Source organism: Prauserella rugosa, assembly GCF_000719975.1.
Classification (GTDB): domain Bacteria; phylum Actinomycetota; class Actinomycetes; order Mycobacteriales; family Pseudonocardiaceae; genus Prauserella; species Prauserella rugosa.
In genome coordinates this window covers 109,382-124,454 of record NZ_JOIJ01000011.1, presented here as the reverse complement: position 1 = coordinate 124,454, position 15,073 = coordinate 109,382, and the positions used below count along the sequence as shown (strand labels likewise).

Annotated in this window: 12 protein-coding genes; 7 read left to right on the top strand and 5 right to left on the bottom strand. The window is 69.3% G+C overall.

From position 1 onward, the window contains the following. Together IF64_RS0116655 and IF64_RS0116650 are read left to right on the top strand one after the other, a co-directional pair. Positions 1-1,641 carry a thiamine pyrophosphate-binding protein gene (locus IF64_RS0116655; RefSeq protein ID WP_030533053.1) on the top strand — a complete coding sequence of 547 codons (1,641 nt, stop codon included), beginning with the start codon at positions 1-3 and terminating at the stop codon, positions 1,639-1,641. 10 nt (positions 1,642-1,651) lie between these two features. Beyond that, complete coding sequence (locus tag IF64_RS0116650; RefSeq protein WP_030533052.1) at positions 1,652-2,062, top strand: CoA-binding protein; 411 nt, start codon at positions 1,652-1,654, stop codon at positions 2,060-2,062. Positions 2,063-2,128: 66 nt separating this feature from the next. Here IF64_RS0116650 and IF64_RS0116645 read toward each other — a convergent pair whose 3' ends face one another. After that, positions 2,129-2,803 carry a GntR family transcriptional regulator gene (locus tag IF64_RS0116645; protein ID WP_030533051.1) on the bottom strand — a complete coding sequence of 225 codons (675 nt, stop codon included), beginning with the start codon at positions 2,801-2,803 and terminating at the stop codon, positions 2,129-2,131. 162 nt (positions 2,804-2,965) lie between these two features. On the opposite strand from IF64_RS0116645, the gene IF64_RS0116640 reads away from it, so the two are divergent. The 4 genes from IF64_RS0116640 to IF64_RS0116625 all read left to right on the top strand — a co-directional run bounded on the left by IF64_RS0116640 (position 2,966) and on the right by IF64_RS0116625 (position 8,818). Then, on the top strand, positions 2,966-4,132 hold the full coding sequence (locus IF64_RS0116640) for a mandelate racemase/muconate lactonizing enzyme family protein (RefSeq protein WP_030533050.1): 1,167 nt from the start codon (positions 2,966-2,968) through the stop codon (positions 4,130-4,132). Positions 4,133-4,164: 32 nt separating this feature from the next. Continuing rightward, positions 4,165-5,847 (top strand): SLC13 family permease, encoded by a 1,683-nt coding sequence (locus IF64_RS0116635; RefSeq protein WP_246134761.1) that lies wholly within the window; start codon positions 4,165-4,167, stop codon positions 5,845-5,847. 281 nt (positions 5,848-6,128) lie between these two features. Next, positions 6,129-7,358, top strand: a complete 1,230-nt coding sequence (locus IF64_RS0116630; protein WP_281292285.1) for an MFS transporter — start codon at positions 6,129-6,131, stop codon at positions 7,356-7,358. 89 nt (positions 7,359-7,447) lie between these two features. Next, a complete protein-coding gene (locus tag IF64_RS0116625) occupies positions 7,448-8,818 on the top strand; it encodes an FAD-binding oxidoreductase (protein WP_030533047.1) in 1,371 nt (456 codons plus the stop codon). Between the two features lie 23 nt (positions 8,819-8,841). Here IF64_RS0116625 and IF64_RS0116620 read toward each other — a convergent pair whose 3' ends face one another. Together IF64_RS0116620 and IF64_RS0116615 are read right to left on the bottom strand one after the other, a co-directional pair. Next, positions 8,842-10,302: a cytochrome P450 gene (locus tag IF64_RS0116620; protein WP_030533046.1), complete on the bottom strand. Its 1,461-nt coding sequence runs from the start codon at positions 10,300-10,302 to the stop codon at positions 8,842-8,844. A gap of 39 nt (positions 10,303-10,341) precedes the next feature. After that, positions 10,342-11,280, bottom strand: coding sequence for an SDR family oxidoreductase (locus IF64_RS0116615; protein ID WP_246134759.1), 939 nt, complete (start codon positions 11,278-11,280; stop codon positions 10,342-10,344). A gap of 497 nt (positions 11,281-11,777) precedes the next feature. Here IF64_RS0116615 and IF64_RS26670 point away from each other — a divergent pair, with 497 nt between their 5' ends. After that, positions 11,778-13,013, top strand: a complete 1,236-nt coding sequence (locus IF64_RS26670; protein WP_084705912.1) for an HNH endonuclease signature motif containing protein — start codon at positions 11,778-11,780, stop codon at positions 13,011-13,013. 74 nt (positions 13,014-13,087) lie between these two features. On the opposite strand, the gene IF64_RS0116605 is transcribed toward IF64_RS26670, so the two are convergent. Further along, positions 13,088-14,389: a cytochrome P450 gene (locus tag IF64_RS0116605; protein WP_030533043.1), complete on the bottom strand. Its 1,302-nt coding sequence runs from the start codon at positions 14,387-14,389 to the stop codon at positions 13,088-13,090. Positions 14,390-14,407: 18 nt separating this feature from the next. Further along, positions 14,408-15,052, bottom strand: a complete 645-nt coding sequence (locus IF64_RS0116600) for a TetR/AcrR family transcriptional regulator (protein ID WP_048807361.1) — start codon at positions 15,050-15,052, stop codon at positions 14,408-14,410. Positions 15,053-15,073: the final 21 nt, after the last annotated feature.

Below are 15,073 nucleotides of genomic sequence, written 5' to 3'. Positions count from 1 at the left end.
GTGGCAGCGAGCGGAGGACGTACGGGAGGCGGGCGGCTCGCCGACGCGCTGTGCGAGCTCGAGGTCGACCGCGTTTTCGGGTTGCCGGGCGTGCACAACCTGCCCGCATGGAACGCGTTGTCGGAGCGGGCGATCCGGCTGTTCGGGGTGCGGCACGAGCAGTCGGCGGCGTTCGCCGCGGACGGCTACGCGAGGGCCACGGGCAGGCTCGGCGTCGCACTGGTGACGACCGGGCCCGGTGCGGCCAACACGCTGGCCGCCGTCGGTGAGGCGCAGGCCTCGGCGTCCCCCGTGCTCGTCATCGCGACCGACGTACCGTCCACATTGCGCACTCCGGGTGTCGTCCGCGGGGTGCTGCACGAGACGTCCGACCAGCAGGCGATGTTCGCCCCGGTGACGAAGGCGGCGTTCACCGTCGAGGATCCGGACGACATCGCGCGGGTGGTCCGCAGGGCGGGCCGGGTGGCGCGGCGTCCGCAGAGCGGTCCGGTCTACGTCGGCATCCCGGCCGATTTCCTCACCGCGCCCGCAGCCGATCCGCTGCCCGCGGACGTGACCGAGGTGATCCACCGGGTCGACGTCGCGGATCTGTTGCAGGCCAGGGAATTGCTGAGCACGGCGCGCCGTCCGCTGATCTGGGCGGGCGGTGGCGCGTTGCGCGCGGGCGCGGGCGAGCCCCTCGGCGCCCTCGCCGAATGCCTGGCCGCGCCGATCGTCACCACCTATGCCGCGCGCGGAATCGTGCCGCCCGACCATCCCTGCCGCGCACCCAACCCGGTGCACACGCCTGAGGTCGGCGCGCTGTGGGACGAGGCCGACGTGGTGCTCGCGGTCGGCACCGATTTCGACGGCATGATGACCCAGAACTGGCGGATGCCGAAGCCGCCCACGCTGATCAGCATCAACATCGATCCCGTCGACGGTGCGAAGAACTACGTTCCCGACGTGCAGCTGACCGGTGATGCCAGGGAGGTCACCGAACAGTTGGCGCTCGGGATGCCGCGTCGGCAGGGACTGCGGGAGCTCTCGCGCAGGCTGGCCGACATCGAGACCCGGGTGCGCAGGCGGATCCGCAGGGAGGAGCCGCAGGCCGCCGAGTTCCTGTCGGCACTCGCGGAAACCCTGCCCGACGAGGCGGTGCTGGTGTCGGACATGTGCGTGGCCGGCTACTGGATCGGCGGCTTCTACCGCGTGACGGCGCCGCGGAAGCTGGCCTATCCGATGGGCTGGGGCACGCTCGGATTCGGGTTCCCCGCCTCGCTCGGGGTGGCCGCGGGTGCCGGCCGTGCCGTGTGCGTAACCGGTGACGGTGGCTTCCTGTACGGCGTGGGCGAATTGGCCACGGCCATGCAGGAGAAACTGCCCATCACGGTCGTGGTCGTCGACGACGGCGGGTACGGCATGCTGCGCTACGACCAGACCCGGGCGGGACTGCCGCACGAGGGCGTCGACCTCGTCACGCCGGACTTCGTCGGGCTGGCCAAGTCGTTCGGGGTCCACGCCGATCGGGTCGACGGCTTCGGCAGGGCGTTCCGTCGACGGCTGCGCGAGTTCACGCGCTCCGACGAGCCGAACCTGCTGGTGGTCGGCGCCGAGATGGCGCCACCGCTGAACACCTCACCCCGCTGGTATCGCGATTAGGCTGGTCGCCATGAGTGATACCGCGACCGCCGAGCGGGTGCTGTCGGAGGCGTCGACGATCGCCGTCGTCGGCCTGAGCAGGGACCCCGCCAAGTCGGCGCATTCGGTGCCCGCGGCGATGCAGTCGGCAGGGTTCCGGGTGATTCCCGTGCACCCCAGCGCGGACGTCCTGCTCGGTGAGCGGGTCTACCGCTCGCTGGCCGACATTCCCGAGCACGTCGACATCGTCGACGTGTTCCGTCCCTCGGGCGAGGCGGCCGCGGTCGCCAGGGACGCCGCGGCGATCGGCGCCACCGCGTTGTGGCTGCAGCAGGGCATCATCTCCGAGGAGGCACGCACGATCGCGGCCGAGGCGGGGATGGACTACGTCGAGGACCAGTGCATCGCGGTGGTCCGAGCACTGGCCGGCATCACGCGCTGAGCCGGGTAACGCTGCCTGGACTCGGGAGCGCCGACGGGCACCCACACCACAGGGGAGCGGGCGTCCTCAGTCTCGCGTGGCACCCGGTGGGTTGTCGAGTGTTTCGGTCACCGAGGCGCCGAGGCTGTTGTGGATGTGGGTGCGCACGAGCTCGGCCGCTCCTCGCCCCTCTCCGTTGATCACCAGGTCGAGGATCTGGTGGTGCTGTTCCAGATCGAGCCCGCGCGGTTCGTCGCCGACCGGGAGCTGCAGGCCGACGTGCCGGTACCGGTCGGCCTTGTCCCACAGGCCGTCGAGCATCCGGATCAGCACGTGGTTGTGCGAGGCGCGGTAGATCGCCCGGTGGAACTCCCGGTGTGCCCGGATGGCCTCCTCGCCCCAGGTCCTGGTGACCGGCAGGAGCGCCTCGGCGGCGGCCTTCATGGCCGAGACCTCCGCGTCGGTGCGCCGTTGCGCGGCGAGCTCGGTGGCTGTCGGCTCGAGCAGTAGCCGCACCTCCAGCAGTTCGCGGGCCTCCTCCGCATCCACCGGGGCGACCCGGACGTCGCGGTAGGTGTCCATGTGCAGCCACTCCTCGCTGGCCAGCTGCCGGATCCCCTCGCGCAGCGGCGTGATGCTCATCCTGAGCTCGTCGGCCAGCTCGTACTGCGACAGGCGGGACCCCGGCTCGAGTTCGCCGGAGATGATGCGCCTGCGCAGCTCGCGGTAGGCGAGCGCGCCTTTGCTCGAGGACCCGTCCACACGGTCATTCTGGCTGACGATGGCGGACCCCTTTCCCATTCCGTTGTGTCACGCGTCACAACGTCTGTACGGCCTACGTCTTCTTATAAGACTCTTATAAGAGTAGCTTCCTGCGGCATCGGCCGCATCAACGCACGGCCCCGGCACGACAGAAAGAGCACCATGCGAATCGTCTCCGCCCACGTCGGCACCATCCCGATCAGTTCGCCGATGCGCAACGCGTACATCGACTTCTCCAAAATGGACTGCACGATCGTCGCGCTCGTGAGCGACGTGGTCGTCGACGGCAAGCCGCTGGTCGGCTACGGCTTCAACTCCAACGGCCGCTACAACGCCACGGCCATCATGAACGAGCGGATGCTGCCGCGGCTGCAGGAGGCCTCCGCCGAGGAGTTGCTGGACGAGAACGGCGAGCTCTCCCCGGCGAAGGCCTGGGACGTCATGATGCGCAACGAGAAGCCCGGCGGCCACGGCGAACGGTCGGTCGCGGTCGGCGTGCTCGACATGGCTTTGCACGACCTGGCGGCCAAGGCCGCGGGCGTTCCGCTGTACCGCTGGATCTCCGACCACTACGGTGACGGCGAACCCGACGACGACGTCTTCGTCTACGCGGCGGGCGGGTACTACGCACCCGGCAAGACGCACCGGGACCTGCAGAACGAGATGCGTGGTTTCCTCGATGCCGGATACGACGTCGTGAAGATGAAGATCGGTGGTGCGGACCTGTCCGAGGATCTCCGGCGCATCGAAGCCGTCCTCGAGGTGCTCGACGGCGCCGGATCCCGGCTGATGGTCGACGTCAACGGCAAGTTCGACCTGGACACGGCTCTGGAGTACGCGCGGGCGATCGAACCGTACGGCCTGTTCTGGTACGAGGAGGTCGGCGACCCGCTCGACTACCGTCTCAATGCGACACTCTCGGAGCACTACCGCAATCCCATCGCGACGGGCGAGAATCTCTTCTCCCTGCAGGACGCACGCAACCTGATCCGTTACGGCGGAATGCGCCCCGACCGCGACTACATCCAGGTCGACCCGGCGCTGAGCTATGGGCTGACCGAGTACCGCAGGGTGCTGGACATGCTGGCGTTGCACGGTTGGTCGTCCCGGCGGTGCATTCCGCACGGTGGTCACCAGTTCTCCCTGCACATCGCGGCGGCGCTGAAGTTGGGCGGTAACGAGTCCTACCCGGGCGAGTTCCAGCCCACGGGTGGATTCACCGACGACGCCGTCGTCTCCGGCAGCCGGATCGCCCCCGGCGACCGTCCCGGTATCGGCCTCGAAGGCAAGGCCGAGTTCTACGAGATCCTCCGCGGCCTGCACACCTGATCCCGGCACCCCACCCTCGAAGAAGGCGAGACATGGCAATGGCGGCATACTCTCTCCCCGGAATCTGGGACCAACTATGGGAATCCCATCGGCAGATCAAACGTCTGTTGATGTTCTCGGCGCGGAAACAGCCGGAACGGGAACACGTCGCTGCCGGATCCGGTGACGTCTCCGGTTCGGCCGCGAGTGGGCCGGACGGCGATCGGGGCGGGTCCTCCGGCGGCGGCAGGCCGGGAAGCTTCGGGCCCGCTCGCATGGTCGGGCTCGTGCTCGGGCCGACACTGTTCCTGCTGACCCTGCTGTTCTTCGAGCCCGACGGGCTCTCCAGGGAGGGCGTGGCCGTTCTCGCCAGCACGCTCTGGATCGGCACGTGGTGGATCACCGAGGTCGTGCCGATCCCGGTGACCTCGCTGCTGCCGATCGTCCTGCTGCCGGTCACCGGCGCGATGGAGGGCGACGACGTCGTCTCGTCCTACGGCGACGACATCGTCTTCCTGTTCCTCGGCGGGTTCGCACTGGCCATCGCCATGGAGAAGTGGAACCTGCATCAGCGCATCGCGCTGTCCATCGTGTTGCTGGTCGGCACGAGTCCACGCCGGATCATTCTCGGATTCATGATCGCCACGGCGTTCCTGTCCATGTGGGTGTCCAACACGGCCGCCACGATGATGATGATCCCCGTGGGTCTCGCGGTCGCCTATCAGACGGCTCGAGTGCTGCGCGACGGTCAGTACGCCGACGAGGTGCCCAAGTTCGAGAAGTGCATCGTGTTCGCGATCGGGTACGCAGCGACCATCGGCGGTCTCGGCACCCTGATCGGCACACCACCGCTGGCGATCCTGGCTGCGACGACATCGCAGATGTTCGGTCAGACCATCTCCTTCGCCGGGTGGATGGCCTTCGGTGTTCCGGTGGTCGTCGTGCTGCTGGCGTTCGCGTGGTTCTACCTGACCTTCGTGCGGTTCCGGTTCGGCTTCACCACGCTGACCGGCGGCAGGCAGGTCATCCGCGACGAGAAGCGTTCGCTGGGCGGTATCTCGCGCGAGGAGAAGGCCGTGCTGGCCGTGTTCCTCGGGGCCGCGTTCTTCTGGGTGACCCGCACGTTCCTGTGGGAGGACCTGATCCCCGGCCTGAGCGACGGCATGATCGCGGTGACCGCCGCCGTGATCCTCTTCGCGCTCCCGACCCGGGACGCCGAGGAGCCGCGCATTCTGAAGTGGGAGGACTCCACCAAGATCCCATGGGGAATCCTGCTGCTGTTCGGTGGCGGTCTGGCCATCGCGGGCGGCTTCACCGACACCGGTCTCTCCGAGTGGATCGGCGAACAGCTGATGGTGCTGGACGGCGTGAACATCGTCGTCACCATCGTCGTCGCCGCCGGACTGGTGCTCTTCCTGACCGAGATCACGTCGAACGCGGCCACCGGCACGATGATCCTGCCGGTGATGGCGGCGCTCGCGCTGGCGCTCGGGGTCCATCCCTACGCGCTGATGGTGCCCACCGCGATGGCGGCCAACTGTGCCTTCATGCTGCCGGTGGGAACTCCGCCCAACGCCATCATGTTCGGTACGGGCAAGGTCACGATCAGAGAGATGATCGGCATCGGCTTCTGGCTGAACATCGCGGCCTTGATCGTGTTGGTCGCCGCCTCGTTGCTGCTGCTGCCCCATCTGTGGGGAATCGATCTGATGACGGTTCCCGCCGCGTTCCGCTGAGCCACGGACCCGGAGCTGCCCTGCGAGCGCAGCCGCATCGCGCGCTCGCAGGGCAGCTCGTGCAGACCCGTCCTGGGCAGGGACCCGGACTTCGGGTTGTGGCGTGGTCGACGCCATCGCGCCCAGGAAGTCCTCTGGTCGTCAGCGGGCCTCACCGGCGATGCGCGCCGCACGCGGTGACCGATGAGGCCTCGACCGAGGTGGAGCCGGCGGGTAGCTTGTAAGGCATGTCTCCACCTTGACGTTCTGTTCCTGAATCATCCGCGGACCCGGTCCGCCGCCTGGGCCGGCGCGCGAGCGCCTGGGCCCTGCTGGCCGACTCGGTTCCGTTCTATCCGCTCTACGCGCTGTTGTTCGCCGACAGCGGGCTTTCGGAATCCGAGATCGCCGCGCTGTTGGCGATCTGGTCGATCACCGGTGTCCTTGCCGAGGTGCCCACCGGCGTGCTGGCCGACCGGATCTCGCGTCGGGGGTCCATCGCCGCCGGTGGTGTGGCGCAAGCGCTCGCATACGTCCTGTGGAGCGCATTCCCCGAATTCGGTGCGTTCGCAGCGGGGTTCGTGCTGTGGGGCATCGGCGGCACACTTGTGTCCGGTGCGCTCGAGGCGTGGCTGTACGACGCCCTGGTCGACCTGGGCGAACCCGCGCGGTTCCAACGACTCTACGGCCGGATCAGCTCGTGTGAACTGATCGCCCAGATCCCCGCAGCCATCGCGGCGACCGTGCTGTTTCCGTGGGGCGGATTCGCCCTCGTCGGCTGGGCCAGTGTCGGGACCTGCCTCGGTGCTGCCGTCCTCGCGGCGCGGCTGCCCGAACCGTCCCGGCGACGTGCCGGCGGTGACGGTGCCGGTGACGATGCGGGCGATGACCCCGACTCCGGCGATGGTGGCGAGTGCAGGGGTGGTGATCACGCTGCGGCGGGCGGCGCCTGCAGCGGACTCGGTGCCACCGGCGGGTATCTCGCGACGCTGCGTGCCGGCATCGGCGAGGCGGTTCGTGCCCCGGCGGTGCGCCGGGTGCTCGTCGTCGTGGCGTTGCTGACCTCGGTCGACGACATCGAGGAGTTCTTCCCGCTGTTGGCGGAGAACTGGGGCGTGCCGCCGCAGTGGGTGCCGGTGGCGACGCTCGGCATTCCGCTCGCCGGTGCGTGCGGCGCTCTGCTGGCAGGCCGGGTCCGCCCTGCTCGCGCGGGGCCGCTGCTGCTTGCGGCTACGGGCGCGTTCGCGGCCGCGGGTGTGTGGGCGAGCCCGTCCTCCCTCGTGCTCGTCGCCGGGTTCTACGCGGTGTATCGGGGCGTGCTCGTGGTGGCGAACGCGCGGCTGCAGGAACACATCGACGGCACCGCCCGCGCCACCGTGACGTCCGTTGCGGGCGTGGGTACCGACCTCGCGGGTCTGCTGCTGCTCGGTGCATGGGCGCTCGCGGGTCTGCCCGCCGCGCTCGTCCTCACCGCGTTCGTCGCTGTTCTCCTGCCGTGGGGGCTGCGTGCGGCGGCGGGAACCACAGGTTGATCGCTGCGGGAGATCGGGCCTGGCGGCACTCCTGTGGGGGAGTGCTCCGTCACGCCCGGCGCGTGCCGGCCGCGGATTATGGTGGGGTCATGCTGCTGGACGACCTGCGCCGTGACCTGCCCGCCGACCGCCTCGTGACCGACCCCGACGTCGCGTCCGGATACGTCCACGACGAGGCCGAGTGGGCGCCGTACGGCAAGCCGGTGGTGGTCGTCCGGCCACGGACGGCCGAGGAGGTCCAGACCACGGTCCGCGCCTGCATCGCGCACGAGACTCCGTTGGTGACCCGCGGCGCAGGGACCGGCCTGTCCGGTGGTGCGAACGCCGTCGACGGATGCGTGGTGCTGTCAACCGAGCTGATGACGGCCGTGAAGGAGATCGACGAGTCGGAACGGCTCGCGGTCGTCGAACCGGGTGTGGTCAACGACGATCTACGTGCCGCGTGCGCCGAGCACGGCCTCTGGTATCCGCCCGACCCGGCGAGCGCGCCGTGGTCGACCATCGGCGGCAACGTGGCGACCAACGCGGGCGGACTCTGCTGTGTGAAGTACGGCGTCACCAGGGACTACGTGCTGGGCATGCAGGTCGTCACCGGCACCGGTGAGCTGGTGCGTCTTGGCCGCCGCACGGCGAAGGGCGTCGCGGGTTACGACCTCGCGGGTCTGATGGTCGGCTCCGAGGGCACGCTCGGCGTGGTCACCGAGGTCACCGTCAAGCTGCGTCCGCTGCGCGAGCCGGAACACACGGTGGCGGGCTACTTCTCGTCGATCGTCGACGCGGGAAGGGCCGTCGCCGCCGTGGCCGACGCCGGCATCACGCCGTCCGCCCTCGAACTCGTCGACCGGCACTGCCTGGCGGCCGTCGACGCGTGGAAGAACATGGGCCTGTCCGTCGAGGCCGACGTGGTGCTGCTCGGCCGCACCGACGCGCCGGGTGCCGCGGGCGAGCTGGAGGCCGAACGCATGCTGGCCTGTTTCGAAGAGGGCGGGGCGACGTGGGCCGCGCGGTCGACCGACCAGGAGGAGGCGGACGCGCTGTTCTCCGCGCGCAGGCTCGCCTACCCGGCCCTCGAACGGCTCGGCCCGTTGCTGACCGAGGACGTCTGCGTGCCCAAGGCGGCGGTGCCCGAGATGCTGGCCCGGATCGAGGCCGCGGCGCAGCGCCACGACATCACGATCGCCAACATCGCGCACGCGGGCGACGGCAACCTGCACCCACTGTTGAGCACGCCCGAGGGCGACGACGAGGCACGCACGCGCGCGCAGGAGGCGTTCCACGACATCATCCGGGACGCACTGGAACTGGGCGGCACCGTCACGGGCGAGCACGGCGTGGGGCTGCTCAAACGGCCGGGACTGGGTGAGGAACTCGACCCCGAGGTCGTCGCGATGCACCACGCCGTGAAGGCCGCGCTCGACCCGCACGGGATCCTCAACCCCGGCAAGGTCATCCCGGACTGACCGGTCCGGCTCGTGCGGTCGCTTCAGCGGCGGCGCAGGCGCATCGGCAGGCCGTCTGCGGGAACGGGCAGCGACGTGTTGTCCCATCGCGCCCGGTAGCCCTCCGGCACGGTCCAGCTGTAGGCGCGCAGCATCTCGTGCAGGATCGCCTTCACCTCGAGGGTGCCGAAATGCATGCCGATGCACTTGTGCACGCCGCCGCCGAACGGGATCCACGCGAACCGGTGCGCCGCGTCCTCCCGGCGAGACTCGGCGAAGCGTTCGGGGTCGAACCGGTCGGGCTCGGTCCAGATCTCCGGCACGAAGTGGTTCACGCCCGGTGCCGCGACGACGGCCGTGTCGGCGGGGATGTGATGGCCGGCGATCTCGGTCGGCTTCACGGTCATGCGCATCAGCGTCGGCACGGGAGCGACGAGCCGCAGCGCTTCCTTGATGACGAGGTCGAGCGAGGTGAGGCCCTCGAGGGCGTGGATGTCGGGCACGTCGTCGCCGAGTGCCAGCGACTCCCTGCGGGCGCGTTCCTGCCATTCGGGGTGTTTGCCGAGGTAGTAGGCGGCCGCGCTGGTCGTGATCGTCGAGGTGTCGTGCGCAGCCATCATCAGGAAGATCATGTGGTTGACGACGTCGTCGTCGCTGAACTGCTCTCCGTCACCGGTCGCCGCCTGGCACAGACCCGCGAACAGGTCCGTCCCCTCGGACTCGCGCGCCGCGGGAAGGTGTCTGCGGAAGTACTCCTCGAGCGTCTTCCTGCCCTGGATGCCCGCGCGGAAACGGGTGCCGGGCAGGGGATAGCGCACGATCGACGTCGCGGCCCGCACGGCGGCCACGAACGCGCGGTTGATCTCGTCGAGGTTCTCGTCTCCGCCGCGGCCGCCCATGAAGACCTGGGTGGCCACGTCCAGCGTCAGCTGTTTGATGGGCCAGTAGATGCGCACCGCCCGGTCGGAGCCGAAGTCCGGCAGATTCCGGCGGATGGACGGACCCATGTCGGCGACGTAGCCGGTGAGCCGGTCGCGCGTGAACGCCTCCTGCATGATGCGCCGGTGCATGCGGTGCTCGTCGAAGTCGAGCAGCATCAGCCCGCGGTGGAAGAAGTCGTCGATCATCTGGGTCCAGCCTTCCTGGGAGAAGGCCTTGTCCCGGTTGACCAGCACCTGTTGGGTGGCGTCTGGTCCACCGACGGTGACGACGTCGGCGGCGACCGAACCCATCCACGACACGGGGCCGAACCGTTCGTAGCGGTCGCGCAGGAACTCGTTGCCGAACCGGATGTAGCTCAGCGTGTGCCCGATGAGCGGGGGACCGTGGTCGCCGGGGACCGGTTTGAGGCCGCTGTCGGCGGGTGGCTGGGCGAGGGTGCCGGGTCTGGCGAGGTGGGTCGAGCGCAGCAGCGCGTCGTCGACGGCTCGCGGTGCGGGAACGGCCAGCACCGACGACAGCCGCTCCCGCGCCGCGCGCTGCGTGCGTTCCAACAGTGATGCCATGTGCGCTCCCGGTACGGCGGACTCGTTGGTCCGATGTGGTCAGTGCGCGGCGTCGCGGGCCGATCCGACGGCGCGCGCCTCGTACTCCTTGCGTGCGGTGTGGTCGGCGCCGCCGAGTACGCGGTGGGCACCCGTGGCGCGCAGGAGCGCGTCGGACAGTGCCCGGGGCAGTAGCGCGCCCAGTGTGTTGGCGACGACGAGGTCGCCCGGTACGTACACGTCGAACTTGGGCGCGCGGAGCGTGGCGACGATCGCCGCGGCGACGTCCTCCGGCGTCACCGGCCGGATGGCGCGCGACTCGCCGAGGCCCGTCGCGAGTTCGGTCTTCACCACCGACGGCATGACGACCGAGACGTTCACCCCGCTGCGGTGCAGCTCGGCACGGAGCGCGTCGGAGAAGCCGACGACACCGTGCTTGGTCGCGCAGTAGGTGGCGGCGCCCTCGAAGCCGATCTTGCCGGCCTCCGAGGCGACGTTGACGATGTGTCCGCGGCCGCGCGGGCGCATTCGGCGGACCGCCTCCCTGCTGCCGTGGATCACCGCGTGCAGGTTGATCGCCAGTTGTTTCGCGGTCACCTCGTCCGGCTCGTCGTCGATCCGCCCGAGCGGCATGATGCCCGCGTTGTTGATCACGACGTCGAGGGGACCGAACGTGTCCTCGGCCGCGTCGAGGAACCGGGTGTACGCGGCGGTGTCGGTGACGTCGAGTTCCCACGCCCGCACCCGCGGGTGATCGCGAAGGCGGTCGGGCAGTACCGAGACGTCGAGGTCGGCCACCGCGACCGCGGCGCCTGCCTCGACGAGCGCTTCCGCTGTCCTGGCACCGATTCCCCGCGCGCCACCGGTGATCGTGACGACCTTCCCCTCGACGCAACGCCGCTCGCCGTCGCCGGCCCTGCGACGTGTGCGTCCGAAGCGGCCGCGCAGCACGCTGCCCTGTCCCATCCGCGCCTCCTTGCGCTGATCGGCGAGAACCACACCGGTTTCTGTACGGTCAGCGTCAGCATCCAACTGACATACAGGGTTGTCAAGATCGACGATCGGGTGGACCCAAGCCCGTGTTGCGTTTCCAGGGCCCCGTGTCGCGGGTTCGGGGGCCGGTGCTGCGGATTCGGGGGCCCGTGTTGCGGATTCAGGGGCGTGTGTTGTGGTTTTTGGGGGTGTGTGTGGTGAATTCCGGGGCTTGTGTTGAGTTTCCGGGGATTGTGTTGCGGGTTTAGCAGGGGCGGCCGCGTTGGGGTATCCGCCTCGTCGGGTAGGTGTTTCGTTCCTTGCGCTGTTTTGTTGCGTGGGTCTGCGTGCAGGTATCCGTTTGCTGGTGATGTGGGTTGTGTGGTTGGTGCGGCGTTTGTTTCTTGGCATGGGTGCGGGTAGTGGGGCTGTTCTCGGGGATTTCGCCTCGCCGGCTGACCAGGTCGGCGGGATGACACTCCGCATTCAGGCCGTCCACTATCGTGTCATGGTGTTTCGCCTCCATGTTCGGTAGTGTTCTTTGCGTGACAGGGTCTGGGGATATCGTTGCTGCGGCGCAAGCGGTTCGTGTGCGGCGGGCTCAGGTGGATGCCGCGGAGGTGGAGTTTCTTGCTTCCGTGGACACCGGGCCTGCCGGGCGGCGCGGGTTGGCTGAGGCGCTCGCGCCGGAGTTGCGGCTGTCGGCCCGTGAGGTGGAGACGCGGATTCAGGTTGCTGTGGATCTGAGACGGCGGATGCCCGGTGTGCTTGCCGCAATGCGGGCCGGGCTGATGGACGGGTACGGGGCCCGACGGGTGCTGCAAGTAACCGCGCCGCTGTCCGACGAGCATGCGCGACAGGTGGATGCGCTGCTGGCCGACAAGCTCGCCGATGCTGCGGTGTCGACATGGCAACCGGTCAACATGGCCCGGTGTGTGGCTCGGCTGGTCGAGCAGGTCGACCCGGGTGGGCACGCTGCCCGGGCTCGGCAGGCCAACGCGGGGCGTCGGGTGGAGTTGCAGCACGGCGAACACGCCCAATCGCGACTCACCGTGGATCTGCGGTCCGAAGTCGCATCCGCCTGCTACGCCCGGGTCGATGCCATGGCTCGCAGACTGCGCCGCCACGGAGAGACCCGCACCCTGGATCAACTCCGCGCCGACGTCACCGCCGACCTACTCCTCGGCAACGACCCCGGCGTGACCGTGCCCGAGGCCGCGGCGCTGGTGTATGTACACCTGCCGGTCGATGCCGCCCTGACCATGTCCGATGCCGGATGCGAACTCGACGGCTACGGACCCATCCCCGCGCCCGTGGCCCGGGAGATCATGACCAACCCGCACAGCACCCTGCGCACCGTGCTCTGCGACCCCGCTACGGGTGATCCGGTCGATCTTGGCCGCACGCGTCGCCGACCCTCGGCGGCCATGCGCGAGCTCGTTCGGGTACGCGACCGTGAGTGCACTGTCCCCTGGTGCCACCGGCCGGCTCGTCACTGCGACATCGACCACCAAGCCGAATGGGCCGCCCACCACGGACCCACCTCAGTGGCCAACACCGCGCCACGCTGCCGACGCCACCACCGCCTCAAGAACGCACCCGGATGGACCGCCCGACACAACCCCGCCCGCGGCACCACGGCGATCACCACACCCACCGGGGCGACCTACACCGGCCGACGCACACCCATCCTCACACCCAACTCCACATCAACCGCCGCACGCAGCCGGCCAGACCCGAACGAACCACCACCGTTCTGACCCGGACAACCACCCGCGCACACGCACACCCGAAACCGGCACACCCCGAACCTGCGCCCCAAACCGGCGGAATCTCAGCTCAGCCGGGCCGGCAACCGCTCGTATCCGCGCAGGATCCGTGTCGGCCGATGCTGCGCGCCGGGCAGCAACGTCAGATCCGGGAAGCGATCGAACAGCGCGCGGAGGCCGACCTCGCCCTCCATGCGGGCCAACGCCGCACCGAGACAGTAGTGCCTGCCCGACGAGAACGAGATGTGCTCCCGCGAGTTCGGCCTGGTCACGTCGAACGTGTGTGGATCGTCGAACACCGCGGGATCCCGGTTGGCGCCCGCCAGCAACGTCGTCACCACCGAACCGGCGCGCACGGGCGTGCCGGCGAACTCGGTGTCCCGCACGACGGTGCGGCCCGTCAACAACACCGGCGGGTCGACCCGCAGCATCTCGTCGACGGCCCCCGGCCACAGCGACGCGTCCTGGCGCACCTTGTCCAACTGTTCCGGATGGTCCCGCAACAACGCCACGCCGTTGCCGAGCAGATTCACCGTCGTCTCGAAACCGGCCGCCAACACCAGGCCCGCGGTCGCGCGCAACTCCTTGTCGTCCAAGCCGACGCCGTCCTCGCGCGCCGCCACGAGCTGACTCAGCAGATTGTCACCCGGCTCGGCCCGCAACGCCGCCAGATGCCCACCGAGCCACTCGTCGAACTCCTGCAGCGCGGAATCCGTCTCCCGGAACTGCCGCCACGGCATCCCCATGTCCAAACTCGGCGCGGCAGCCGTGCCCAGCCGCAATACCGTGTCGCGCTCGTGCGACGGGACGCCGAGGATCTCCGCGATCACCGTCACCGGCAACAAACTGCAGTACGACTCGACCAGATCGACCGGCTCCCCGCGGTCGGCCCGCTCGGCCATCCGGTCGAGCAACTCGGCCGCGATCTCCTCGGTGCGCTCCCGCAAACGCTCCACCGCACGCGCCGTGAACACCCGCGTGACCAACTTGCGGTACCGCGTGTGATCCGGAGGTTCCGTCGCCAACAACGACGGCGGCTCGATCGGATGCAGATGATCCGACGCGGCCCACCGGCCCAACGTGCCGAACACGCCGTCGACCCGATCGACCCCGGCACGCACATCCTGCGAGGTCAGCACCTCCCGCACGATCGGATGCCGTGACACCAGATACGAGTACTGCCCACGGACCACCGGCTCCCTGCCGTGGATCTCGTCGAACAACCCGGTCAGGCCCAACGTCGGGATCTGCGCCGACTCGATGAACAACCGCGCCTGCAGGTCACCCTTGCGGGCGGCGGCGCGCAACGCCGTGCGCGGAATCGCGTGCGTGACTCCCCAGCGGACGGCCTGTTTCGCGAGCGTCACCGTTGGCCCTCCCGTTATCTACTGCTCAGTAGTTACGGGTCCAGTCTGCCCCTGCGGGCCCGACGGCAAAAGGGGGTCGGTCGTGAGCAGCACGGTCACGGCGTGCTCGAGTGCCCGCAACAGTCCCTCCACCTCCGGATCGTCGGGCGAGTGCTGCATCATCCGATGGGCGAACCCGTCGGTCAGAGCGATGATCGCGTGCGCGAGATCGTCGACGGACCTGCCCTCGGACGTCTCTGCGGATTCCCCAGCGGTCCCGCCGAGGGCCGCGACCAACATGTCGTGCAGTTCCCGGTAGCTCGCGGCGATGCGACGGGCCCACTCGGGCCGGTACGCCGCGCGCGCAGTGAACGACCAGAGGAGGGCATTCTCCTCGCGGGTGCGTTCGTCGAGCGGCAGCGCCTCGCGCAGATAGTCGGTGAGCGGCGCGTCGCCGGGCAACTCCCGCCAGCGCTGCACCAGGCGCTCGTCGGACAGGTCCAGCGCGCAGAGCAACAACTCGTCCTTCGTGGCGAAGTACTTCTGCACGGCTCCCGCGGACATGCCCGCCTCCGCGGCCACGGACCGGATGCTCACCGCCTCCAGTCCCTCTCGCGCGGCCAACCGCAGCGTCGCGTCCGCGATGTCGTACCGCCGCGCGTTCCGATCCACCACTTTCGGCACGGACTCGCCTCCCATGACAGT

Excerpts from the sequence above, each read along its gene's own strand:
- IF64_RS0116650 (WP_030533052.1), top strand. The coding sequence starts at position 1,652 with ATGAGTGATACCGCGACCGCCGAGCGGGTGCTGTCGGAGGCGTCGACG.
- IF64_RS0116640 (WP_030533050.1), top strand. The coding sequence starts at position 2,966 with ATGCGAATCGTCTCCGCCCACGTCGGCACCATCCCGATCAGTTCGCCG.
- IF64_RS0116635 (WP_246134761.1), top strand. The coding sequence starts at position 4,165 with ATGGCAATGGCGGCATACTCTCTCCCCGGAATCTGGGACCAACTATGG.
- IF64_RS0116625 (WP_030533047.1), top strand. The coding sequence starts at position 7,448 with ATGCTGCTGGACGACCTGCGCCGTGACCTGCCCGCCGACCGCCTCGTG.
- IF64_RS0116620 (WP_030533046.1), bottom strand. The coding sequence starts at position 10,302 with ATGGCATCACTGTTGGAACGCACGCAGCGCGCGGCGCGGGAGCGGCTG.
- IF64_RS26670 (WP_084705912.1), top strand. The coding sequence starts at position 11,778 with ATGTTCGGTAGTGTTCTTTGCGTGACAGGGTCTGGGGATATCGTTGCT.